This is a genomic window from Egibacteraceae bacterium, from assembly GCA_035540635.1.
Lineage (GTDB): Bacteria > Actinomycetota > Nitriliruptoria > Euzebyales > Egibacteraceae > DATLGH01.
This window is the reverse complement of sequence record DATLGH010000047.1, coordinates 15,055-37,175: the sequence shown is the minus strand read 5'-3', so window position 1 is coordinate 37,175 and position 22,121 is coordinate 15,055. Positions and strand designations below refer to the sequence as shown.

The following is a 22,121-nucleotide window of genomic DNA, read 5'->3' as shown; positions in this document are numbered from 1 at the left end:
CGCGCGGATGGCCCCCCCACTAGCATGCACGGACCATGAGCAGTGCGGACAGCGGCGGGCGTGAGCCCCTCCTGGGGTCGTGGGCCCGCGCCTCGGACGTGACGGGCGTCGTCGCGGCGCTGGCGACCGACACCGTCACGCTCTTCGACCCGGGCAACCGCCGGATGGCGGAGGTTTCCCGCGCCGACCTCACGCCGCTCGAGGCCGGTGCGGTGACGGTCGCCGTCCACGTCGACCTGCCGGTGCCCCACGGGCTGTCGCAGGAGGCGCTCCTGCGCTGGGTGGCGAGCCTCGCCGACACCGTCGTCCGTCAGCGCGCGCGGGAAGCCCTGACCGACGCCGGGCTCGACGACGCGGTGACGCTGCCCGACGTGCGCCTCGACGTGCAGGCGTCGACGACGGGTGGGGCCCTGTGCCTCTGCGGTGCCCGAACCCCCACCCCTGACGGCACGAGCGCGGTGTGCGGCGCCTGCGGGCGCCAGGCGGTGGCTCCGCCCGCACGGTCGGACGCCGGGGACGTTCTCGGCCTCTAGACGCCCGGCGCTACCGCTTCGCCGCTTGCCCCCCTCTAGCCCTGCAGACCTGGAGGCCCGGAGCCGGGGTGGGCCGGCACGGAAGGGCCCCCCGACAGGCCCTCGAAGTTCGCGCCCGGCGGTTCCGGGGGTGCCTGCGCGACGTGCCTCGGCAGGCGGTTCTCCAGGGCGCGCGCCCCGGGCAGCGCCATGATGACGAGCAACGCGACCGTACCCGCGACGCCTGCCCCGATGAGCACCTGCTCCGCGCCGTAGACCCGCCCGAGCGGTCCGGCGGCGGCGAAGCTCGCGAGGGCCAGCCCCACGGACGCCATCCAGTCGAGGCTCGACACCCGCCCGAGCATCCCCCGGGGCACGTGGCGCTGCATCGTCGTGTGCCAGATGATCTCGCTCAGCGCGAACATCGTGAAGATGACCAGGCCGGCGAGCATCGCGTGGGTTCTCGTGGTCATGAGCCCGAGGCCGACGATGCCGAGCACCCCCACGGTCTCGGCGACGTACAGCACGGTCATGAACCGCCGCGGCAGGCCGCGCTGGCCGATGACCACGGAGACGAGGATCGAACCGGCCCCGCCGGCGGCGAGGATCAGGCTCATCGCCGTCGCCATCTGTCCGTCGTTCATCCCGAGGTCGTTCTTGAACCGGTACGGGACGAGCACGTCGAAGGGTCCGTGGAAGGCAAGCGTGCTGATCGCGGCGGCGAGCAGCCACAGCCCCGCCCACGACTCCCGGCGCACGAACCGCAGCCCCTCGCCGATGTCGCGCAGGGTCTGCCCGAAGCCACCCGGGGTGATCTCCCCCCGTATCCGGACGCTGATCGCGGCGAGCAGCGGCGCGGAGACGAGGAAGGTCACCGCGTCCAGAAGGAACGCCGCCCCCGGTTCGGTGGCGCTGACGACGAAGCCGCCGGCGAGCGGCCCGAGGATCCACAGCATCCCCGGCCGGGCGACGCCGAGGAAGGCGTTGGCCTGGGGCAGGTCGTCGTCGGGCAGGAGGTCGGGCACGAGGGAGGTCGCGGCCGGGTTGAAGAAGCCGTTGCCGGCGCCGAAGGCCGCGCCGAGCACGTACATGTGCCACAGCGCGAGGTCGCCCGTGACGCTGAGCACGCCGATCGCGCCCACGGCGGCGGCCCGCCACAGGTCGGCGCAGATCATCACCCGCCGGCGTTCGAAGCGGTCGCTCGCCCACCCGCCGGCGGGCAGGGCGAGCACCTGGGCCCCGGCCCAGGCGACGGCCACCATAGCCAGCGCCCGGGGGTCGTTCTCGATGGCGTACACCTGCACCGCGATGGCTACGCGGAACAAGCCGTCGCCGAGCAGGGACGTGAGCGAGGCGACGGCCAGCAGCCGGAAGTTCCGGCGGCGCAGTGGCGCGAGGACGCCGACGCGGGGCCAGCTCACGCGGGTCCCGGGGGTCGGCCCTGGCACAGCGTGTGCACGGCCAGTGGTTTCCTTTCAGCCTGTCGCCACGCGGCTGCCATCGGCAACGCTTCCGTAACCTACGAGCATACCGGGAGGCGGAACATCCCTACTGCCCCCGTCCGGGGGAACTTCCGTTCACGCCAGTCGCGCGCGCAAGAGCCTCGCCTGCTCACGGACCCGCTGCGGGGCGGGGCCGAGGCTCGCCGCGCGCCGAGCCACGGCCGCCCGGGGGTCGGTGAGGTCCGGCGGGGCGTCACCGAGCGCCGGGAGGGCGGCGGCGAGCTCCTCGTGGCCGAGGTCGGCCACGTCGACGCCACGCCGCTCGCACGCGGCGACGAGGCGCCCGACCTGCTCGTGCGCGGCGCGGAACGGGACGCCCCGGCGGACGAGCTCCTCGGCGAGGTCGGTGGCCAGGGCGAACCCGCCGGCCGCCGTGGCGGCCAGGCGGTCGCGGTCGAACACGAGCGAGGCCACGGTTCCGGCCATGGCCGGCAGGGCGACGTCGAGCGTGTCGACCGCGTCGAACAGAGGCTCCTTGTCCTCCTGGAGGTCGCGGTTGTAGGCGAGCGGCAGCCCCTTCAGGGTGACCAGGAGGCTGACGAGGTCACCGACGAGCCGGCCGGTCTTGCCGCGGACGAGCTCGGCGACATCGGGGTTGCGCTTCTGCGGCATGATCGAGCTGCCGGTCGAGAAGGCGTCACCGACGCGGGCCCAGCCGAACTCCGCGGAGCTCCACAGCACGACCTCCTCCCCCAGGCGCGACAGGTGGACGCCGAGCAGGGCGAACGCGGCGAGGAGCTCGACGACGAAGTCGCGGTCGGCCACGGCGTCCATCGAGTTGGCCGCCGACCGGGAGAAGCCGAGCGCCACCGCGTACCGCGCCGGGTCCAGCCCGAGCGTCACCCCGGCGAGGGCGCCCGCGCCCAGCGTCGACGCGTCGGCGCGGGCAAGGGCGTCGGCCACCCGTCCCGCGTCGCGGTCGAGCGCCCAGGCATGGGCGAGCAGGTGGTGCGCGAGCGTGACCGGCTGTGCGCGCTGCAGGTGCGTGAACCCCGGCGCGAGCCAGTCGAGCACCCCGTCCGCCCGGTCGACGAGGGTGGTCTGCAGCCCGCGGATGCCCGCGACCACGCCCGCCCCCGCGTCACGGCAGTACAGGCGAAGGTCGCTCGCGATCTGGTCGTTGCGGCTGCGACCGGCGCGCAGGCGGCCCCCGGCCTCGCCGGTCAGCTCGACGAGGCGCCGCTCGATCGCGCCGTGCAGGTCCTCGTCGCCGTCGAGGAAGGCGAACGCCCCGCCCGCGAACTCGGCGGCGACGGTGTCGAGCGCCGTACGGACTGCGGCGTGATCGTCCTCCCCGAGGAGCCCGAGGCGCCGCAGCTCGTCGGCGTGCGCACGCGACCCGGCGAGGTCGTAGGGCCACAGGCGCGCGTCGAAGTGGACCGACCGGCCGAGCCGCCACGCCGCCGCATCCGGCTCCTCACCGAACCGCCCACCCCACAGCCGCCCCTCAGCCATGGCACGACCGGCGCTTGCGGTCACGGCGGCGGAAGCGGTCGCGGCTCGGCGCAGGACCCTGGAGGGTGGGCGGGTGAGTGGTCCGGAGCCGGGTCGTGACCGCCGCGGCGGGTCCAGCGGCGAGCCGCGACCGCCACAGCACGAGCACGACGGTCACAGGGAGCCCTGCCGCCGCGCCCACACCTTGGTCGGCAGGCCCCAGAGCTTCACGAACCCCTCCGCCTGGGTGTGGTCGAAGCGGTCGCTCGCGTCGTAGGTGGCAAGGTCGTGGTCGTAGAGGCCGATGTCGCTGCGGCGCCCCGCGACCGACGCGGAGCCCTTGTGCAGGCGCATGCGGACGTCGCCGGCGACGTAGCGCTGGCTGACGGCCACGAACGCGTCCATGGCGCGCTTGAGGGGCGTGAACCACAGGCCGTTGTAGACGAGCTGGGCGTAGCGCCCCTCGAGGCCCCGCTTCTCCTGCGCGAGCTCCTGCTCCAGGCAGAGGTCCTCGAGGTCGCGGTGGGCCGTGAGGATCGTCACCGCCCCGGGGCACTCGTAGATCTCACGGCTCTTGATGCCGACGAGGCGGTCCTCGACCATGTCGATCCGCCCGACGCCGTGGGCGCCGGCCCGCGCGTCGACCTCGGCGATGAGGGCGGCGAGGTCGAGCTCCTTGCCGTCGACGGCAACCGGCAGGCCGTCACGGAACGTGAGGACGAGCTCCTCGGGCTCGGCGGGGGCGTCGGCCAGCGCCGCCGAGCGCTCGTAGACCTCTTCGGGCGGGGACTCCCACGGGTCCTCGAGGACGCCGCACTCGGCGGTGCGGCCCCACAGGTTCTCGTCGATCGAGTAGGGCGACTCGTGCTTCACCGGGATGGGGATGCCGCGCTCGCCCGCCCACCGGATCGCCTCCTCGCGCGACAGCCCCCACTCGCGGATCGGGGCCTCGACGGTGATGTCGGGGGCGATCGCCATCGCGGTGACCTCGAAGCGCACCTGGTCGTTGCCCTTGCCGGTGCATCCGTGCCCGATCGCGCTCGCGCCCGTCTCCCGGGCAACGCGCACGAGGTGGTCGGTGATGAGCGGGCGCGACAGCGCGGACACGAGGGGGTACTTGCCCATGTAGAGGGCGTTCGCCGCGATCGCCGGGGCGACGTAGCGCTCAGCGAACTCGGTGCGGGCGTCGACGACGACGGACTCGACCGCCCCGCAGTCGAGACCCCGCTGGCGGACGCGCTCCATCTCGCCGTCGGCGGCCTGGCCGACGTCGATCGCGCAGGCCACGACGTCGTAGCCCCTCTCCTCGGCGAGCCAGCGGATCGCCACGGAGGTGTCGAGGCCGCCGGAGTACGCGAGCACGAGGCGGGGCGCCGACCGGGGCTCTGCCGACACCGGTTGGTCGTCTTGCGGATGGCGGGTCATGCTCGGCTCTCCTTGATCGCGGTCAAGCGGTCGGCGACGGTTCTCCCGCTCGTGCCCTCTGCCGCGACGACGAGCAGGGTGTCGTCGCCCTGGACGGTGGCGAGCACGCCGGGCAGCGCCGCCCCGTCGATGGCGCTCGCCACCGCGCTCGCCGCGCCCGGCGGGGTGCGGACCACGGCGAGGTTGCCGCTCGCGTCCACGGAGGCGACGAACTGCCGGAGGATCTGGGCGAGCCCGCCGGGTTCCGGCAGGGCGTAGGCGACCCTGCCGTCGGCGCCGCGCACCTTGCCGATGCCGAGCTCGTCGAGGTCGCGGCTGACGGTTGCCTGGGTGGCGTCGACCCCCTGCTCGGCGAGCAGCGCGACGAGCGCGCTCTGGGAGCCGATCTCGTAGCGGGACACGAGCTCGCGGATGAGCTGGCGGCGCCGCTCGCGGGCCGTCACCGGCTGCTCCCGACGAGGAGGGCGAGCAGGGCCTTCTGGGTGTGCAGACGGTTCTCCGCCTGGTCCCACACGGCGCTCTGCGGGCCGTCGAGGACCTCCGCGGTGATCTCCTCGCCGCGATGCGCGGGCAGGCAGTGAAGGACGATGGCGTCGGGGTCGGCGACCTCCATCACGTGCCGGCTCACCTGGAACGGGTGGAACATGAGCCGGCGGGCGTCCCGTTCGGCCTCCTGGCCCATCGAGGCCCACACGTCGGTGTAGACGGCGTCGGCGCCGTCGGCGGCCGCGAGCGGGTCGGCCGTCACGACGATCTCCCCGCCGCTCTCCGCGGCGAGGGTCTGTGCCGCGGTGACGACCTGGGGGATCGGCGCGTAGCCGGGGGGGCACCCCATCGCGACCCGCATCCCCGTCATGGCGCCGGCGAGCAGCAGCGAGTTCGCGACGTTGTTGCCGTCGCCGAGGTAGGCGAGGCGCACCCCCGCGAGGCGGCCCTTGCGTTCCCGGATGGTCTGCAGGTCGGCGAGCGCCTGGCAGGGGTGGGAGAAGTCCGACAGGGCGTTGACGACGGGGATGGAGCCACTCGCCGCGAGGGCCTCCAGGCGGGACTGGGCGAACGTGCGGACGACGAGCGCGTGGAGGTAGCGCGACAGCACCCGCGCGGTGTCCTCGACGGTCTCGCCGCGCCCGAGCTGGAGGTCGCCGCCACTCAGCACGACGGCATGGCCTCCGAGCTCGGTGACCGCCACCTCGAAGGACACCCGGCTCCGGGTGGACGGCTTCTCGAACAGCATGCCGACCGCCAGCCCCGCGAGGTCGCGGCGGTGCGCCCGCTGCGCCTTGAGCCGGTCGGCCTCGTCGAGCAGGCAGGTGAGCTCGGCGGGCGTCAGGGCATCGACGGTGAGGAAGTCGCGCTTCGTCACGAGGTCGCCCCCGGGCTGCTCGCGACCGCCCGGATCCGCTCGACGAGCAGGTCGATGTCGAACGGCTTGACGAACACGTTCGCCTTGCCGAGGCGTTCACGGGCGACGTCGGCCGCCTCGGCAGCGCCGGTGACCACGATGACGGGCGTCCCGGCGTGCTCGGCGGCCAGCTGGTCGAGGACCCGCAGGCCCCCGATGTCGGGCATCATGATGTCCAGGACGAGTGCCGCGGGGTCGAGCATGCGGACCTTGAGCAGTCCCTCGAGCCCGTCGCGGGCGGTGTGGACCTCGAAGCCCTCCCCGGACAGCACGATCTCGAGCAGCTCGCGCACCCCCTTGTCGTCCTCCACGACCAGCACGAGGGGCGGGTCCTCCCGGCGGGCGGGACCGCCGCGGTGCGGCGGCGCGTTCACCCCGTCTCCCGTGACACGTCGGCGAGCGCGGCGCCGAGCCGCGTCGCCATCTCGTCGACATCGGCCTCGTCGATCACGAACGGCGGGGCGAGGCGAACCGCGTCGGGGGCGACGCAGTTGACGACGAGGCGGCGGCGCAGCGCAGCCGCGGTGACCTCGGCCGCCACGGGGCGGTCGAGGACCAGCGCCTGGAGCAGGCCCCGCCCGCGCACCGCCGCTGCGAGGGGTGCGGTGTCGACGAGCGCGCTGAGCCGGCTCGCGAGCAACGCCCCGAGGGTGGCGGCGCGCGCGACGAGGCCTTCCCGTTCGATCGTGTCGAGGACGGCGAGGGCCGCTGCGCACACGACCGGTCCCCCACCGAAGGTGGTCGCATGCTCGCCGGGGCCGAGCGCCTTGGCCCCGTCGCCGCGCGCGATCATCGCGCCGATCGGAAGGCCGTTCGCGAGGGCCTTCGCGAGCGTGACGACGTCGGGCACGACGGGCAGCGGCTCCGCGTCCGGTGGCCCGTGCGCCGACGCCTCGGCCCTCGTGGTCTGCCAGCCGTACCAGGCGCCGAGCCGCCCGAGGCCGGTCTGGACCTCGTCGGCGACGAGTAGTGCGCCGACGCGGTCGCACGCCGAGCGGGCCGCCCGCCACACGGCGTCGGGAACGACCCGCACGCCGCCCTCTCCCTGGACCGCCTCGAGCAGCACGGCGCTCGTCCGCTCGCCGACGGCGGCGTCGAGCGCGTCGGGGTCGTCGTAGGGCACGTGCGTGACCCAGTCGCCCAGCGGGGCGAACGGTTCGTGCTTCGCAGGGCTCCCCGTCACCGCGAGGGTCGCGAGCGTGCGCCCGTGGAAGCTGCCCGACAGCGCGACCACCTCGACCTTGTCGGGATCCTGGTGCTTGCCGTGGCGCCGGGCGAGCTTCAGCGCCGCCTCGTTCGCCTCGGCGCCGGAGTTGGCGAAGAACGCCTTCGCGTCGACCCAGCCGAGCGTCGCGTGGAGGCGCTCGGCCAGGCGCACCTGCAGCTCGGTGTAGTAGAGGTTCGACGTGTGCACGAGCCGGCGCGCCTGGGCGGCGACCGCGTCGGCCACCGCGGGATGGGCGTGCCCGAGGGAGGTCACCGCGAGGCCGGACAGGAAGTCGAGGTAGCGAGCGCCGTCGGCGTCGGTCAGCCATGGACCCTGGCCTGCGACGAACTCCACGGGAAAGCGCCGGTAGGTGCCGATCAGGGCCGCCGCCTCGCGGGACTGCACGCTCGTCATGAGGCTTCCTTCGATACCTGGGTGCCGATGCCCTCGTCGGTGAAGATCTCGAGAAGCAGCGCGTGCTCGATGCGCCCGTCGAGCAGGTAGGCGCGGTCGACGCCCCCCTCGAGCGCGGCGAGCATGCTCTCGACCTTCGGCACCATGCCTGCGTGGAGCTCCCTCGTGTCGAGCATCTCGCGCAGCCTCGCGGGCTCGACCTCGCTGAGCAGCGCCTGGTCCCCGGTCCCGAAGTGCTCGTAGAGGCCGGGCACGTTCGTGAGGTAGATGAGCTTGTCGGCGCCGAGCGCCGCCGCGACCGCGCCTGCCGCCGTGTCGGCGTTGACGTTGCGCTCCTCCCCGCCCGGCCCGCGCCCGACCGTCGCGACGACGGGTACCGCACCGTTGTCGAGCAGGCCGTCGAGCACGGTCGTGTCGACCCGCTCGACCTCCCCGACGGCGCCGAGCGCCGGGTCGGCCGGCCGCACGCCGAGCAGGCCGGCGTCGGTTCCCGACACGCCGACGGCCGGCGCCCCCGCAGCGTTGATGAGGCCGACGAGGCGTGGGTTGACCTGGCCGAGCAGGACCATCCTCACCACCTCGAGCGTGGCCTCGTCGGTGACGCGGCGACCGTCGACGAACCGTGGCTCGAGGCCGAGACGCCGTGAGAGCGCCGAGATCTGCGGCCCTCCGCCGTGGACCACGACGACGCGCAGGCCGACACGCCGCAGCAGGGCGATGTCGGCGGCGAAGGCCGCGTCGACGGGTTGCCCGGCGTCCAGCTCACCGGTCACGTGCCCCCCGTACTTGACCACGACCGTGCTGCCGGCCCAGCGCGTCACCCATGGCAGCGCCTCCCTCAGGACGCGCGCCTTCTCCTGCGCGAGGCGGGTGCGGCTGCTCAGCTGGGCCGCCGGCGACCCGGCGGACGCCGGGTCGGGCTGGTGGCCGGACGTCCCGCGGCCGATCTCCTCCGCCGGCAGGCTCATGTCGTGTACTCCGCGTTGATGGTCACGTAGTCGTGGGTGAGGTCGCAGGTGAGCAGCGTGGCTTCGGCCGGCCCCAGCCCCAGGTCGACGGTGACGGTGACCTCGCGCCCGGACAACGCGCGTGACGCGAGCCCCCGGTCGAAGGACGCGACGACGCCGAACCGGCAAACGGTCACGTTGCCGAAGGTCACCGCCACCCGCGCCGGGTCGAACGGGACCGGCCCGGCGCCGGCGGCGGCGAGGATCCGGCCCCAGTTGGGGTCTGCCCCGGCGATGGCGGTCCGCACGAGGACGCTGCGCGCGATCGCCCTGGCGACGCCGACGGCGTCCGCCTCGCTGCGCGCTCCCGTCACGCGCAGGCGCACGAGCTTGCGCGCGCCTTCGCCGTCGCGCACGAGCGCCTCGGCCAGGCGGGCGCACACCGCCGTGAGCCCGTCCTTGAACGCCGAGAGCGACGGCGGGCGGGCGGCGCTGCCGGTCGCGAGGACGACCACCGCGTCGTTCGTCGACTGGCACGCGTCGACGCTCACGCGGCCGAACGTGTGGGCGACGACCTCCCGGACGCAGGAGCGCAGCACCGGTCCCTGGACGGGCGCGTCGGTCGTGACGACGGCGAGCATGGTCGCCATCGTCGGCTCGAGCATGCCGGCGCCCTTCGCCATCCCGCCGACGACGCACGTGCCGGTCCCGTCCTCGACCCGCACGGCGGCCTCCTTCGGGAACGTGTCGGTCGTCATGATGGCCTTCGCAGCCCGGCTGCCGCCGTCCCGCGAGCGCGCCGCGGCGGCGGCGGGGATGCCGGCGAGGAACGGCCCGCGTGGGATCGGGACCCCGATCACGCCGGTCGAGCAGACGAGGACGTCCGCCGGCTCGCACCCGAGCTCGCGCCCGACCGCGACGGTCGACTCCTCGGCGAGCGCCATGCCGTCCGGACCGGTGCAGACGTTGGCGCTGCCCGCGTTCAGCAGCACCGCCCGGGCCCGCCCGTTGGCCACGTGGCGGGAGGTGAGGAGCACCGGCGCGGCCTTGACCTGGTTCGTGGTCTGGACCGCCGCGGCGGCGACGACCCTGCCCGCGTCGACGATCGCGAGGTCGAGGCGGCCGCTCGGCTTCAGGCCGGCGGCGACCCCGGCCGCGGCGATCTCCGGCACGGCGCACACACCCCCGGGGAGGTCGACCGGCGACCGGCGGCCGCTCACGGGTAGACGCCGGCGGCGCTGAGACCGGCGGCCTCCGGCAGGCCGAGCACGATGTTGGCGTTCTGGATGGCCTGACCGGCGGCACCCTTGCCGAGGTTGTCGATCGCGCACGAGGCCGTGACCCGCCCGGTGCGGGGGTCCACCGCCACGCCGACATGGGCGGCGTTGCCCCCCGACACGTAGGCGGTGGCCGGCCATGCGCCCTCGGGGAGCACCGTCACGAACGGCTCGCCGGCGTAGGCGTCGGCGTAGGCGCCGCGCACCGCAGCGGGGTCCACCCCGTCGGTGAGCGCGGCGCAGACCGTGGCGAGCAGGCCCCGCGCCATAGGCACGAGGTGGGGGGTGAAGCTCACCGGCGCGGGCTCGGGCAGCCGTGCCGCGCGGGCCCATCCGGCTTCGATCTCGGGGGTGTGGCGGTGTCGGGGCGCGGCGTACGGGCTCACGTTCGCCACCGCGTGGCTGACGTGGAGGTCCTCGCGCAGGCCCTTGCCGGCGCCTGACGTGCCCGACAGGCCGGCGACGACGACCGTCGCCGGGTCGACGAGCCCGGCGAGCGGCCAGAGCGCGAGCAGGGCCGCGGTGGGATAGCAGCCCGGGTTGGCCACGAGCCGGGCGCCGTCGAGGTCGCCGCGCGACGTCTCCGGCAGGCCGTAGGCGGCCGGGGCGAGGTCGGGAGCGGCGTGCGCGAGCCCGTACCAGTCGCTGAAGGTCGCGGCATCGAGCCGGAACGCCCCCGACAGGTCGACCACGGCCGCGCCCTGGTCGAGCAGGGCGGGCGCCAGGGCCATGCTCGCCTCGTGGGGCGTGGCGAGGAACACGACGTCGCATCCGGCGACCGCGTCGGGCTCGGACGGGGCGAGCCGCCCGCTCATGCCGAGATGCGGGAAGACCTCCGCGAGGTCGCGGCCCGCGCTCGTGCGCGCCGCCACCGTGCGGACCTTCAGGGTCGGGTGGCTGCCGAGCAGGCGAAGCAGCTCGGCGCCCCCGTACCCCGACCCTCCGATGATCCCCACGTCCATGCCGTCCTCCTCCATGCATGCAGATGCATAACCATACGCCCCGTGGCCCGCATTGCAAGGCCCGGGGCCGCCTGGGCCGTGTCCGCACGGTGCGGCGACCATGGCGACCCGGCTCCCCGCCGGCCGGCTACCGGCGGAGGGTGCCGCCGACGGCGTCGCCGACCGCGCGCGCGATGGCGTCGATGGCCTGCGCCTCGTCGGTGTCGGTGAGCTGGCGCTCGGGGTCGTCGAGAAGCACGGTGTAGGCGAGGCTCTTGCGGCCCTCACCGAGCTGCGCGCCGCGGTAGACGTCGAACAATGTCACCGCGGTCACCCGCGCGCCGGCGCCCGCGCGCACCGCGGCCTCGACCGCCGCCGCGGAGGTGTCCTCGTCGACGACGACGGCGACGTCGAAGCGCAGCCCCGGCAGCGGTGACGGGACGACGGCGTGGCGGGGCCGGACCCCGCCGGCGAGGATCGGCGCGAGGTCGAGCTCCGCCACGAGCGTGCGGGGCGGCACCTCGAACGCCGCCGCCACCCGCGGGTGGAGCTCGCCGGCGACACCGACGTCGCGGCCGCCGACGCGCAGCCGCGCGGCACGCCCCGGGTGGAAGGGCGGCTCGGCGGTGCGCGTGGCGTCGAGTCCCGACCGGCCGAGGGTGCGCAGGACGAGCTCGACGGCGCCGAGCAGGTCGAACAGGTCCGCGTCCCGGGCCGGGCGGTCGTGGCGGGCCGGGACGAACGCGCCGCAGGCCGCGAGCCCGAGCATGATCGGCTCGGCGGGCAGCACCGTGCCGTCGGGTCCGCCGTCGGCTCCCGGCTGCTCCGGCGTCGGCTCGAGGAACACGTGGCCGACCTCGAAGACCGCCACGTCGGGCGTCTGCCGGTTGACGTTGTGGCGCACGACGCGCAGCAGCCCGGGCAGCAACGTCGTACGGAGCACCGACTCCTCCTTCGACAGCGGGTTGACGAGCGCGATCGTGCGCCGCCGGCGGTCGTCGGGGTCGAGTGCGAGGCTGTCGATGTCGGCGTCGGCGATGAACGGGAACGGCATGACCTCCGTCCATCCGCCGCCGGCAAGCGCGCCGCGCAGCGCGCGGCGCGCGTCGTGCTCGGGGGTGCGCCGGCCGACCTGGCCGGTGGACGGCACCCGCTCGGGTACGCGCCCGTACCCGTGGAGACGGGCGATCTCCTCGTAGAGGTCGGCTTCGAGGCGCAGGTCGGGCCGGTACGCGGGCGGCGTGACGTCGAGGTCGACGCCCGCCGGCGTGACCGCGCAGTCGATGGCCTCGAGCAGCGCCGCCTGGTCCGCTGCGGTGAGGTCCACCCCGAGGTGGGCGCAGGCCCGCGGGGGCCGCAGCCGGATGACGGGGCGCTCGGGCGGATTCGGGTAGTGGTCGGCCTGGGCGCCCACCCCGCCCCCGGCCGTGGCGGTGACGAGCTCGACGCAGCGGTCGGCGGCGACCGGCACGCTCTCGGGCGGCACGGTCTTCTCCCAGCGCCGCGACCCCTCCGTGTGGAGGCCGTGGCGCCGGGCGGTGCGCAGGACGCTGCACGCGTCGAAGTTCGCCACCTCGACGAGCACGTCACGGGTGGCCGGGTTGATCTCCGTCGCCTCGCCGCCCATCACGCCCGCGAGCGCGATCGGCCCGTCGGCGTCGCAGATGAGCAGGTCGTCGGCATCCAGGTCGCGGTCCACCCCGTCGAGGGTGCGCAGGCGCTCCCCCGCCCGCGCGGTGCGCACCTCGATCGCCGGGCCGGCGAGGAGCGCGAGGTCGTAGGCGTGCGTGGGGTTGCCGGTCTCGAGCATCACGGCGTTCGTCGCGTCGACGAGGTTGGACACCGGGCGCATGCCCGCCGCGGCGAGGCGGCGCTGCAGCCACGCCGGGGACGGTCCCGGTTCGACCCCCCCGATCGTGCGGGCGTCGAAGCGCCGGCAGCGGTCGGGGTCGGCGATCGTGACGGGGACGGGATGGGGCGGCGGGCCGGCGCCCGCCGGGCGCTCCGAGGGCAGTGCAGGAAGGTGCAGGTCCGCGCCGGTGAGTGCGGCGAGGTCGCGGGCCAGGCCGTGCAGCGACAGCGCGTAACCCCGGTCAGGGGTGACCTCGAGGACGAGGACGGCATCGTCGAGCCCCAGCCACTCGGCGACGTCCGCACCGAGCGGGGCGTCGCGCTCGAGGACCCAGATGCCGCGATGGTCGTCGCCGACGCCGAGCTCGCGGGGGCTCGCGAGCATGCCGTTGGAGGTCACCCCGAACAGCTGCCTGCGGCCGATCTCCACGCCCCCCGGCAGGGTCGCGCCGGGCTTGGCCCAGGCGACCCGGTCGCCCGGCCCGTAGTTCGCCGCGCCGCATACCACCTCGAGGGTGTCGGTGCCGTCGAAGGCCTCGACGAGGTGGAGCTTGTCGCTTCCCGCTACCTTCTCCACCGACCGCACCTCGGCGACCGCCACGCCACGCGCCCCGGCGCTGGGCCGCTCGATGGCCTCCACCTGCAGCCCCCCGACGGTGAGGGTCTCGGCAAGGTCCTCGGCGGACAGCGTGATGTCCACGAAGTCGGAGAGCCACGAAAGGGGTACGCGCACCGGTCGTCCTCCGCCTACACGCTCGCGAGGAACCGGAGGTCGTTCTCGACGAGCAGGCGCAGGTCGCTGATGCCGTGGCGGAGCATCGCCATACGGTCGACCCCCATGCCCCAGGCGAACCCCCGGAACTGCTCGGGGTCGAGGCCGCCGGCGCGCAGGACGTTCGGATGCACCATGCCCGCGCCGAGCACCTCCATCCACCGGTCGCCGTTCCAGGCGTCAAGCTCGCAGGACGGCTCGGTGAACGGGAAGTAGTGCGGGCGGAAGCGAAGACGCACGCCCTCGCCGAGCAGCGCCCGCGCCGCGACGACCAGGCTGCCCTTCAGGTCGGCGAAGGACAGGTCGGTGTCCACGGCCAGACCCTCGACCTGGTGGAACATCGGCAGGTGCGTGGCGTCGGCGGTGTCGGCGCGGTAGACCCGCCCCGGGATGGCGACGTAGATCGGCGGCTGCTCGGCGAGCATCGTCCGGATCTGCATCGGTGAGGTCTGCGGGCGCAGGAGCACACCGGTGATGCCGTCGGGGCGCGCCGTCCCGTCGAGACGCTCGACGTAGATGGTGTCCTGCAGCGAGCGGGCCGGGTGGTCCGGTGGGGCGTTGAGCGCGTCGAAGTTGTGCCACTCCGTTTCAACCTCGGGGCCCTCGGCGACCCGGTAGCCCAGACCCACGAGGATGTCGGTCAGCCGTTCCATCGTCTCGAAGACGGGGTGGAGGCCTCCCCGGGTCGGCACCCGCGGGGGCAGGGTCACGTCGATGCGCTCCGCGGCGAGGGTGACCCGGTCGCGCTCCGCCTCGAGCTCGGCGCGCCGGACCGCTTCCGCGTCGGTGAGCAGTGCGCGCGCGGCATTGACCTCCGCCCCGACCGTGCGCCGCTGGTCCGTGCCCATCGTCCCGAGGCTGCGCTGCACGGCAGTCAGCTCGCTGCGCTTGCCGAGGGCCGCGCTGCGGGCCGCGTCGAGCTCATCGAGGGTCCGCGCGGTGCGCAGCCGGGCGAGCCCCTCGTCGCGGATGCGGGCGATGTCGGTGGCGATGTCGGTCACGGTGAAAGGACCCTACCCCCGTGCCGCCTCACGTGCGGGTCTCCTCGACGCGGCGAGCCGCCCCCGGTACGGGCAGCCCGACAAGCCCCAGACCACCCCGCGGCAGCGTGAACGAGAAGCGTGAGCCCTGCCCCACCGCGCTCGTCGCCCACAGGCGCCCGCCGTGCGCCTCCACGATCCCCTTCGCGATGTAGAGGCCGAGGCCCGTGCCGGAGCGCCGCTCCCCCGACCGGCGGAAGAACTTCGTGAAGATCTCCTCGAGGTGCTCGGCGGCGATGCCGGGACCCTCGTCGCTCACGTTGATCTCCACCTCGTCGGTGCGCACGACCCCACGCACCTGCACGGGGCCGTCGCTGTACTTCAGCGCGTTCTCGACGAGGTTCGTGACGACCTGGTCGATCTTGTCGGGGTCGGCGTACAGCTGCGGCATCCCGTCGGGCAACGCGACGGCGACCCGGCCGCGCGGGTCGGCCACCGCGAAGCGGTCGACGACCCGGCCGACGACCGTTCCGATGTCGATGAGCTGGCGGCGCAGGCGCAGACGGCCCGCGTCGATCCTGCTCACGTCGAGCAGCTCGCCGAGCAGCCGCGTCACCCGGTCCGCGTCGTCGTTGACCGTCGCGAGCATCTGGCGCTTCTGGTCGTCGGTGAAGCGGTCCCACTTCGCGAGCAGGGTCTTCGTGAACCCCTTCACGCTCGTGAGCGGGGAGCGGATCTCGTGGCTGACCGTCGACACGAGGTCGCTGCGTGCGGCGTCGAGACGCCGGCGGCGCTCCGCCCGGCGCAGTGAGACGAGCAGGTGCACGGAACCGTCGTCGGCCTGGACGCGGGCCGCAACGAGCGTCACCGGGCGGGTGCGCTCCTCGTCGACCTGCAGCTCGAGATCGGTCTCCGGGATGCGGGGCGCGAGGCGCGGGTCGGCCTCGAGCGGCCGGGCGCAGGTCCACCAGTCCCGTCCGGCCTCGTCGGTGAGGGCGAGCACCTCGTCCGCGGGCTTGCCCGTCAGCTCGCTGCCCGCCAGCCGGTTCGCGAGGCGGTTGCACGCGACGATCCGACCGTCCGGGCCCACCACGACCGTCGGGTCGGGCAACCAGTCGAGCATCGCCGCGTCCGGCGCGGCGCTCATCGACATGGCCGGGCCTTTGCCGGCCGCCCGCGCTGGCGGGCCGCCTCGTACACGATCACGGCCGCCGCCGCGGCGAGGTTGAGGGACTCGGCGCGCCCGAGGATCGGCACGGAGGCGACGACGTCGGCGCCGGCCAGCGCCTCCCCGGGCAGACCGTGCGCCTCGTTGCCGAGCAGGAGCGCCGTCGGCGCGGTGAAGTCGACGGCGGTGTGGGGCACAGGCCCGCCGGCGTCGGCGGCGACCACCTGCAGCCCGTGCGCGCGGCAGGCCGCGAGCACGCCGCCGGGGTCGGCGTCGGTCACCACCGGCAGGTGAAAGAGCGAACCCGCCGAGGCCCGGACGGCCTTGGGGTTGCGCGGGTCGACGCTGCCCGCCGTGCAGACGAGCGCGTCGGCGCCCCCCGCGTCGGCCGTTCGCAGCACGGTCCCGAGGTTGCCGGGGTCGGCGACCCGCCAGCAAACGACGGCGAGACGGGCCCCCGCGAGCGCGTCGGCGAGGTCGAGCGCGGGGAGCTCGGCGACGCCGACGACGCCCTGTGGCGTGACGGTGTCCGCAAGGGCGGCCAGCACGCGGTCGCTGACCTGCGTGACCGCGACCCCTGCCTGGCGGGCGTGCACGGCCAGCTCCGCGCCGGGGTCGGTCACGAACAGCTGCGTGAGGTGGCCAAGCGCCTCGCGGACCGCCTGGGGGCCCTCGACGAGGAAGGCCCCGGCGGCGTCGCGGGCCGGCCGGCGGGCGAGCTTGCGCGCTGCCTTGACCGCGGCGTTGTCGACGCTCGTGACGACCGCCATGACGGCGTCAGTCCAGGGCGTTCTTCGCCACCGTGACGAGCTCGGAGAACGCCGCCGGGTCGCGCACGGCGAGGTCCGCGAGCACCTTGCGATCGACCTCGACCTCTGCGCGCTTCAGCCCGTTTATGAACCGGCTGTAGGACAGGCCCTCCATGCGAGCGGCGGCGTTGATGCGCTGGATCCACAGCTTGCGGAAGTCGCCCTTGCGGGCGCGACGGTCCCGGTAGGCGTAGCGGTCGGCGTGCATCACCGCCTCGTTGGCGACGCGGTACCGGCGGCTGCGGGCGCCGCGGAAGCCCTTCGCACGGTTCAGCACCGTGCGGCGCTGCTTGCGGCTGTGGACCCCACGCTTGATGCGGGCCATGACGGATGCTCCTTGAGGGGTGGGGGCGGACTAGCGCAGGAGCTTCTTGATCTGCTGCGCGTCACCGCCGGTGAGCTGGCCGTCGCGCGAGAGCCGGCGCTTGCGCCTGCTCGACTTCTTCTCGAGGATGTGGTTGCGGTTCATGCGCCGGTGCAGGACCTTTCCGGTCTTCGTCACCCGGAAGCGGTCCTTGGCACCGGAGTGCGTCTTCTGCTTCGGCATCGTGTGTCCTTGATCGTCGTGCGTCGGGTCCGCGGAACGCGAACGGCCGCTGCGCCAAGGGCAGCGGCCGGGAACGGGGGCAGCGCGACCTGCCCGCCTGTCGTACCCGGTCTGGGTCCTCGTCAGCTCCGGTGAACTCGGCACCAGCCGGGTTCAGCGCCGTCCGTCGAGGCCCGCCGGGTGGAAAGCCTGGCCGCTTCCACTTCGCACGTGCCCGCGAGTGTAGCAGCGTTCAGCGGGGCTCCCGCCCGGGGATCCAGAGCCGCTCGGTCATCGACTGCCCGCCCGGCTCCTTCCCCTGCGGCTGCGGTCCCTGGGGCTGCGGTCCCTGGGCCGGCGCACCCGCCGCCGCCGGGGGCGGCGTCGCGGCACCGCCACCTGCGGGGGCGCCCGCGCCCGACCGGCGCTCCGCCTGCACCTGCGCCGTCTGCAGCTGGACGACACCGTTGCGCATGCGTTCCACGAGGTCGCCGTCGAGGGCGCCCGCCGCCGACTCCGCCAGCGCCCCCATGGCGTCGATGAGCACGCGGGCGTCGGAGCGCCCGAGCTTCACCTCCGCCCCGGTGCCCAGCATGGTGTAGGCCTGCGCCACGATCTCGGCGGCGTCCGCCGCGCGCAGCTGCTCGAGATACGCCTGCAGCTCCTGCTCCGTGGGCTGGTCCGCGCGCTGGCTCCTCGGGTCCGACACCTGCTCGTCCTTTCACCGCCCTGGCTGCATGAGGCGTGCCCATCTTAGAGGCCGAGCATGCTCCGGTAACCGTCGATGAGCGGTCCGCCGACGAGCACGGTGACGAGAGCGCCCGCCGCGAGGTAGGGCCCGAACGGGATGACGTCCTTGCGGCCGCGGGCGCGGACGACGATCAGCGCGATCGCAACGACGCCGCCGAACAGGAACCCCGCGAACACCCCGAGCACCACGTGGCCCCAGCCGAGGTAGCCGAGACCGATGCCGATGAACGCCGCGAGCTTCACGTCGCCCATACCCATGCCACGCGGGTTGGCCAGCGCCATCGCGAGCAGCACGAGGAACGCCGCGACTCCCCCGAGCACGGCACGCAGGGCCCAGCCTGGCTGACCGTGCAGGAGGGCCGCGGACACGATGAGCGCCAGCAGCACCGGGGTGAGCGGGTAGGTGAGGCGGTTGGGGATCTTGCGCGTGTGCGCGTCGATGACTGCGAGAACGAAAAGCGTCCACGCGAACAGCAGGAATCCCGGCAACGCCCAGTCGAGCCCGAACCGCGCGCCGACGCCCGCGAACAGCAGGCCGGTGGCGAGCTCGACGAGCGGGTAGCGCGCGCTGATCGGCTCACCGCAGTGCCGGCACCTGCCCCGCAGCAGCAGCCAGGACACGATCGGGATGTTGTCCCGCCACTGCAGCGGTGTCGCGCACTTCGGGCACTCGCTCGGGGGCTTGACCAGCGACTCGTCCCGTGGCACGCGGTGGATCACGACGTTCGCGAACGACCCGAACGCGAGCCCGAACACGAAGCAGAGCCCCACCACGACGAGATCCATGGCCGCGCGTCCCCGCCTACTTCAGGTCCGCGAGCAGGCGAGCGGTCTCGATGGCGGCCTGGGCGGCGTCCCAGCCCTTGTTGCCGAGCTTGCCCCCGGACCGCTCGGCCGCCTGGTCGGAGTCCTCGGTGGTGAGAACCCCGAAGGTGACCGGAACGCCGGTCTCCGCGGCCACCCGGCCGACCAGGGCGGCCTCGCCGGCGACGTAGTCGAAGTGCGGCGTCCGGCCGCGGATCACACAGCCGAGGGCCACGAGGGCATCGAACCGGCCCGTCCCGGCCATCCGCCGGACCACGGCCGGCAGCTCGTAGGCCCCCGGCGTCCAGGCGAGCTCGATGTCGTCCTCCGACGCGCCGTGGCGGCGCAGGCAGTCCACCGCCCCGTCGACGAGCCGGCGGACCACCGTCTCGTTGAAACGCGCGGCCACGAGCCCGATGCGCAGTCCGGACGCGTCCAGCGATCCCTCGTGCACCTTCATCGGTCTCCCTCCACACCACCGTGGCCGTTGGTCATTCCCCCACCTGCTCGATCGTGGCCTCGAGCGCTGCGAGCTCATGGCCGAGCTTGTCGCGCTTCGTCTGCAGGTACCGCAGGTTCTCGTCGGTCGGCGTCGTCTCGAGCGGCACCCGCTCGACGATGCGCAACCCGTAGCCCTCCAGCCCGGCGCGCTTGGCCGGGTTGTTCGACAGCAACCGCAGCGTCGACAGCCCGAGGTCTACCAGGATCTGCGCCCCCGTCCCGTAGTCCCGCGAGTCGGCGGGGAAACCGAGCTCGATGTTCGCCTCCACGGTATCGGCACCGCCGTCCTGCAGCTTGTAGGCGTGCAGCTTGTGCATGATGCCGATCCCCCGGCCCTCGTGGCCGCGGATGTAGACGACGACGCCCTCACCCTCCTCGGCGATCTTGCGCATCGCGTCGCGCAGCTGCGTCCCGCAGTCGCACCGCAGGCTGCCGAAGACGTCGCCGGTGAGGCACTCCGAGTGCATCCGGACAAGCACGTTCCCCTTGCCCTGCGGCTCGCCGCGCAGCAGTGCGACGTGCTGGTAGCCGTCCATCTCCGACTCGTAGCCGACCGCGGTGAACGGCCCGAACGGCGTCGGGATCGCCGCCTCCACCACCCGGTGCACGAGCTGCTCGTGCCGCCTGCGGTGGGCGATGAGGTCGGCGATCGACACGACCAGCAGGCCGTGACGATCGGCGAACCGCCGGAGGTCCGGCAGCCTCGCCATCGTCCCGTCGTCGTTGACCACCTCGCACAGCACCCCGGCGGGGCTGTGCCCGGCGAGGCGCGCGAGGTCCACCGCCGCCTCGGTGTGCCCCGCCCGCCTCAAAACCCCGCCCGGCTGGTAGCGCAGGGGGAAGATGTGCCCGGGCCGCGCCAGGTCGTCGGGGCGCGTCGCCGGATCGACGAGCGCGCGGATGGTCGCCGCCCGGTCCGCGGCCGAGATGCCCGTCGACGTCCCCTGCCGCGCGTCGACCGACACGGTGAACGCGGTCCCCTTCTTGTCGGTGTTCGTGCGCACCATGAGCGGGATCTCGAGCTCGTCGAGGCGCTCGCCGGTCATCGCGAGGCAGATGACCCCTGAGGTGTGCCGGACGAAGAAGGCGATGTCGGCGGCGGTGACCGCGTCGGCGGACATGACGAGGTCGCCCTCGTTCTCGCGGTCGGCGTCGTCGACGACCACGACCATCTCACCGCGCGCGACCGCGGCGACGGCGTCCTCGATGGGGGCGAACATCTCCGAGATCCCTCCGGGATGGGCTACGAGCCTTCGGCGCGTTGCGCATAGGGGGTTGCCATGCCGGCCTGGAGCAGGCGCTCGACGTACTTCGCGACGACGTCGGCCTCGAGGTTCACCCGGTCGCCCGGCAGCCGCCGGCCGAGGACCGTCACCGCAAGCGTGTGCGGTATGAGGCCGACGGCGAAGGAGCGCTCCTGCAGCGCCGTGACCGTGAGCGACGCGCCGTCCACGGTGATCGAGCCCTTCTCGACGACGTAGGGCGCGACGGCGGGCGGCAGGCCGATCCGCATGAGCGTCCACGGGCTGGCCCCGGGGTCGCCGTCGCGCTCCTCGACGGCGAGCACCTCCGCGACCGCGTCGACGTGGCCCTGCACGAGGTGGCCGCCGAGACGGGCGCCGGCCGCGAGCGCCCGCTCGAGGTTGACGGGTGCGCCGGCGTCGAGGTCGCCGAGGGCGCTGCGCGTCCGCGTCTCGCCCATGACGTCGGCGGAGAAGCCGTCGCGGTCCACCCGCGTGGCGGTGAGGCAGACGCCGTTCACGCTCACCGAGTCGCCGGTACGCAGCCCCTCGAGCACGTCGCGGCAAGCGATCGCCAACCGACCCGCACCTACGGCGCGGACCGTGCCGAGCTCCTCGACGATGCCGGTGAACATCGCGCTACGCCTCGCCGGGGTAGTAGGTCAGGATCACGTCGTCGCCGGCGTGATCGACGTCGGCGAGGGTCCAGCGGGAGGCCTCGGTGAGCGTGGAAGGGCCGGACTCGACGAGCGGGCGTGCCCGGGAACCGAGCATCAGCGGCGCGAGGTGGACGACGAGCTTGTCGACGAGCCCCGCGTCGAGGAAGGCCGCCGCCACCTGTGCGCCCCCCTCGACGAGGACGCTGCGTACGTCGCGGTCCCACAGCGCCTTGCAGGTCCCCGCGGGATCGGTGTCGAGCACGAGCGACGGGGCGGTGCCGTCGAGAACGCGCGCGACCGCGGGCACCCGGCCCCTGCGGTCGAGGACGACCCGCAGCGGCTGGGGGCCGTCGTGGCCGGGCAGGCGGACGGTGAGCAGCGGATCGTCGGCGAGGACCGTGCCCGAGCCGACGAGGACGGCGTCGACCTCGGCGCGCAGGGCGTGGGCACGCGCGCGTGCCGCCTCTCCCGTGAGCCACTGCGAGGTGCCGTCGGGCGCGGCGATGCGCCCGTCGATGCTCATCGCCGCCTTGAGGATCACGAAGGGCCGGGCGTGCGCGAGGCCGTGGAGGAACACCTCGTTCTGCCGGGCCGCCGCGTCCGCGCAGACGCCGACCTCCACGTCCACGCCCCGGGCGCGCAGCCGGTCGGCGCCGCCGCCGGCCTGCGGGTGCGGGTCGGCGATGGCGGCGACGACACGGCTCACACCGGCGTCGAGCAGCGCCTGCGAGCACGGGCCCGTGCGCCCGTGGTGGTCGCACGGTTCGAGCGTGACGTAGGCGGTCGCCCCCGCGGCGAGCTCCCCGGCGGTGTCGAGCGCCTCCACCTCGGCGTGCGGTCCGCCCGCGACGGCGTGGAACCCCTCGCCGACAACGGTGCGCTCCCGCACGAGCACGCACCCCGCGAGCGGGTTAGGCGACGTGGTGCCCCGCCCGCGCTCGGCCAGGGCGAGGGCCCGGCGCATCCAGCGCTCGTCGTCACCGGCCATGCCGCCTGCCT

At 74.3% G+C, this 22,121-nt stretch carries 23 protein-coding genes; 1 reads left to right on the top strand and 22 read right to left on the bottom strand.

Annotation, left to right across the window (positions count from 1 at the left end; all coding sequences use genetic code 11):
* Positions 1 to 35: 35 nt before the first annotated feature.
* Positions 36 to 533: a hypothetical protein gene (locus tag VM324_08420; GenBank protein HVL99301.1), complete on the top strand. Its 498-nt coding sequence runs from the start codon at positions 36 to 38 to the stop codon at positions 531 to 533.
* Positions 534 to 568: 35 nt separating this feature from the next.
* Here VM324_08420 and VM324_08415 read toward each other — a convergent pair whose 3' ends face one another.
* The 22 genes from VM324_08415 to ribD all read right to left on the bottom strand — a co-directional run bounded on the left by VM324_08415 (position 569) and on the right by ribD (position 22,110).
* Positions 569 to 1,933, bottom strand: coding sequence for an MFS transporter (locus VM324_08415; GenBank protein HVL99300.1), 1,365 nt, complete (start codon positions 1,931 to 1,933; stop codon positions 569 to 571).
* A gap of 156 nt (positions 1,934 to 2,089) precedes the next feature.
* A complete protein-coding gene (gene argH / locus VM324_08410; GenBank protein ID HVL99299.1) occupies positions 2,090 to 3,469 on the bottom strand; it encodes an argininosuccinate lyase in 1,380 nt (459 codons plus the stop codon).
* A gap of 153 nt (positions 3,470 to 3,622) precedes the next feature.
* Complete coding sequence (locus VM324_08405; GenBank protein ID HVL99298.1) at positions 3,623 to 4,873, bottom strand: argininosuccinate synthase; 1,251 nt, start codon at positions 4,871 to 4,873, stop codon at positions 3,623 to 3,625.
* Positions 4,870 to 5,316, bottom strand: coding sequence for an arginine repressor (gene argR, locus VM324_08400; GenBank protein HVL99297.1), 447 nt, complete (start codon positions 5,314 to 5,316; stop codon positions 4,870 to 4,872). The genes VM324_08405 and argR overlap by 4 nt, the downstream gene beginning before the upstream one ends.
* The gene (gene argF, locus VM324_08395) at positions 5,313 to 6,236 is read right to left on the bottom strand and encodes an ornithine carbamoyltransferase (protein HVL99296.1); all 924 of its coding nucleotides are present in this window, start codon (positions 6,234 to 6,236) and stop codon (positions 5,313 to 5,315) included. The genes argR and argF overlap by 4 nt, the downstream gene beginning before the upstream one ends.
* Positions 6,233 to 6,649, bottom strand: coding sequence for a response regulator (locus tag VM324_08390; GenBank protein ID HVL99295.1), 417 nt, complete (start codon positions 6,647 to 6,649; stop codon positions 6,233 to 6,235). Before VM324_08390 ends, argF begins: the two co-directional genes overlap by 4 nt.
* Positions 6,646 to 7,896: an acetylornithine transaminase gene (locus tag VM324_08385; GenBank protein HVL99294.1), complete on the bottom strand. Its 1,251-nt coding sequence runs from the start codon at positions 7,894 to 7,896 to the stop codon at positions 6,646 to 6,648. The genes VM324_08390 and VM324_08385 overlap by 4 nt, the downstream gene beginning before the upstream one ends.
* Complete coding sequence (gene argB / locus VM324_08380) at positions 7,893 to 8,864, bottom strand: acetylglutamate kinase (protein ID HVL99293.1); 972 nt, start codon at positions 8,862 to 8,864, stop codon at positions 7,893 to 7,895. Before argB ends, VM324_08385 begins: the two co-directional genes overlap by 4 nt.
* Positions 8,861 to 10,063 carry a bifunctional glutamate N-acetyltransferase/amino-acid acetyltransferase ArgJ gene (argJ, locus tag VM324_08375; GenBank protein HVL99292.1) on the bottom strand — a complete coding sequence of 401 codons (1,203 nt, stop codon included), beginning with the start codon at positions 10,061 to 10,063 and terminating at the stop codon, positions 8,861 to 8,863. Before argJ ends, argB begins: the two co-directional genes overlap by 4 nt.
* Complete coding sequence (gene argC, locus VM324_08370) at positions 10,060 to 11,082, bottom strand: N-acetyl-gamma-glutamyl-phosphate reductase (protein ID HVL99291.1); 1,023 nt, start codon at positions 11,080 to 11,082, stop codon at positions 10,060 to 10,062. Before argC ends, argJ begins: the two co-directional genes overlap by 4 nt.
* 127 nt (positions 11,083 to 11,209) lie before the next feature.
* Positions 11,210 to 13,645, bottom strand: a complete 2,436-nt coding sequence (gene pheT / locus VM324_08365; GenBank protein ID HVL99290.1) for a phenylalanine--tRNA ligase subunit beta — start codon at positions 13,643 to 13,645, stop codon at positions 11,210 to 11,212.
* A 14-nt stretch (positions 13,646 to 13,659) separates the two neighbouring features.
* Positions 13,660 to 14,685, bottom strand: coding sequence for a phenylalanine--tRNA ligase subunit alpha (gene pheS, locus VM324_08360; GenBank protein HVL99289.1), 1,026 nt, complete (start codon positions 14,683 to 14,685; stop codon positions 13,660 to 13,662).
* Between the two features lie 28 nt (positions 14,686 to 14,713).
* Positions 14,714 to 15,811, bottom strand: a complete 1,098-nt coding sequence (locus VM324_08355; GenBank protein ID HVL99288.1) for an ATP-binding protein — start codon at positions 15,809 to 15,811, stop codon at positions 14,714 to 14,716.
* Entirely contained in the window at positions 15,808 to 16,602 is a 795-nt protein-coding gene (locus VM324_08350; protein HVL99287.1) for an RNA methyltransferase, read from the bottom strand. The genes VM324_08355 and VM324_08350 overlap by 4 nt, the downstream gene beginning before the upstream one ends.
* A 7-nt stretch (positions 16,603 to 16,609) precedes the next feature.
* Positions 16,610 to 16,966 carry a 50S ribosomal protein L20 gene (rplT, locus tag VM324_08345; GenBank protein ID HVL99286.1) on the bottom strand — a complete coding sequence of 119 codons (357 nt, stop codon included), beginning with the start codon at positions 16,964 to 16,966 and terminating at the stop codon, positions 16,610 to 16,612.
* 30 nt (positions 16,967 to 16,996) lie between these two features.
* On the bottom strand, positions 16,997 to 17,188 hold the full coding sequence (gene rpmI, locus VM324_08340; GenBank protein HVL99285.1) for a 50S ribosomal protein L35: 192 nt from the start codon (positions 17,186 to 17,188) through the stop codon (positions 16,997 to 16,999).
* A 232-nt stretch (positions 17,189 to 17,420) separates the two neighbouring features.
* Entirely contained in the window at positions 17,421 to 17,876 is a 456-nt protein-coding gene (locus VM324_08335) for a hypothetical protein (protein ID HVL99284.1), read from the bottom strand.
* 44 nt (positions 17,877 to 17,920) lie between these two features.
* Positions 17,921 to 18,703 carry a prepilin peptidase gene (locus VM324_08330; protein ID HVL99283.1) on the bottom strand — a complete coding sequence of 261 codons (783 nt, stop codon included), beginning with the start codon at positions 18,701 to 18,703 and terminating at the stop codon, positions 17,921 to 17,923.
* 16 nt (positions 18,704 to 18,719) lie between these two features.
* A complete protein-coding gene (gene ribH / locus VM324_08325; protein ID HVL99282.1) occupies positions 18,720 to 19,181 on the bottom strand; it encodes a 6,7-dimethyl-8-ribityllumazine synthase in 462 nt (153 codons plus the stop codon).
* 31 nt (positions 19,182 to 19,212) lie between these two features.
* Positions 19,213 to 20,442 carry a bifunctional 3,4-dihydroxy-2-butanone-4-phosphate synthase/GTP cyclohydrolase II gene (locus VM324_08320; protein ID HVL99281.1) on the bottom strand — a complete coding sequence of 410 codons (1,230 nt, stop codon included), beginning with the start codon at positions 20,440 to 20,442 and terminating at the stop codon, positions 19,213 to 19,215.
* A gap of 23 nt (positions 20,443 to 20,465) precedes the next feature.
* The gene (locus tag VM324_08315) at positions 20,466 to 21,098 is read right to left on the bottom strand and encodes a riboflavin synthase (protein ID HVL99280.1); all 633 of its coding nucleotides are present in this window, start codon (positions 21,096 to 21,098) and stop codon (positions 20,466 to 20,468) included.
* 4 nt (positions 21,099 to 21,102) lie between these two features.
* Positions 21,103 to 22,110 carry a bifunctional diaminohydroxyphosphoribosylaminopyrimidine deaminase/5-amino-6-(5-phosphoribosylamino)uracil reductase RibD gene (ribD, locus tag VM324_08310; GenBank protein HVL99279.1) on the bottom strand — a complete coding sequence of 336 codons (1,008 nt, stop codon included), beginning with the start codon at positions 22,108 to 22,110 and terminating at the stop codon, positions 21,103 to 21,105.
* Positions 22,111 to 22,121: the final 11 nt, after the last annotated feature.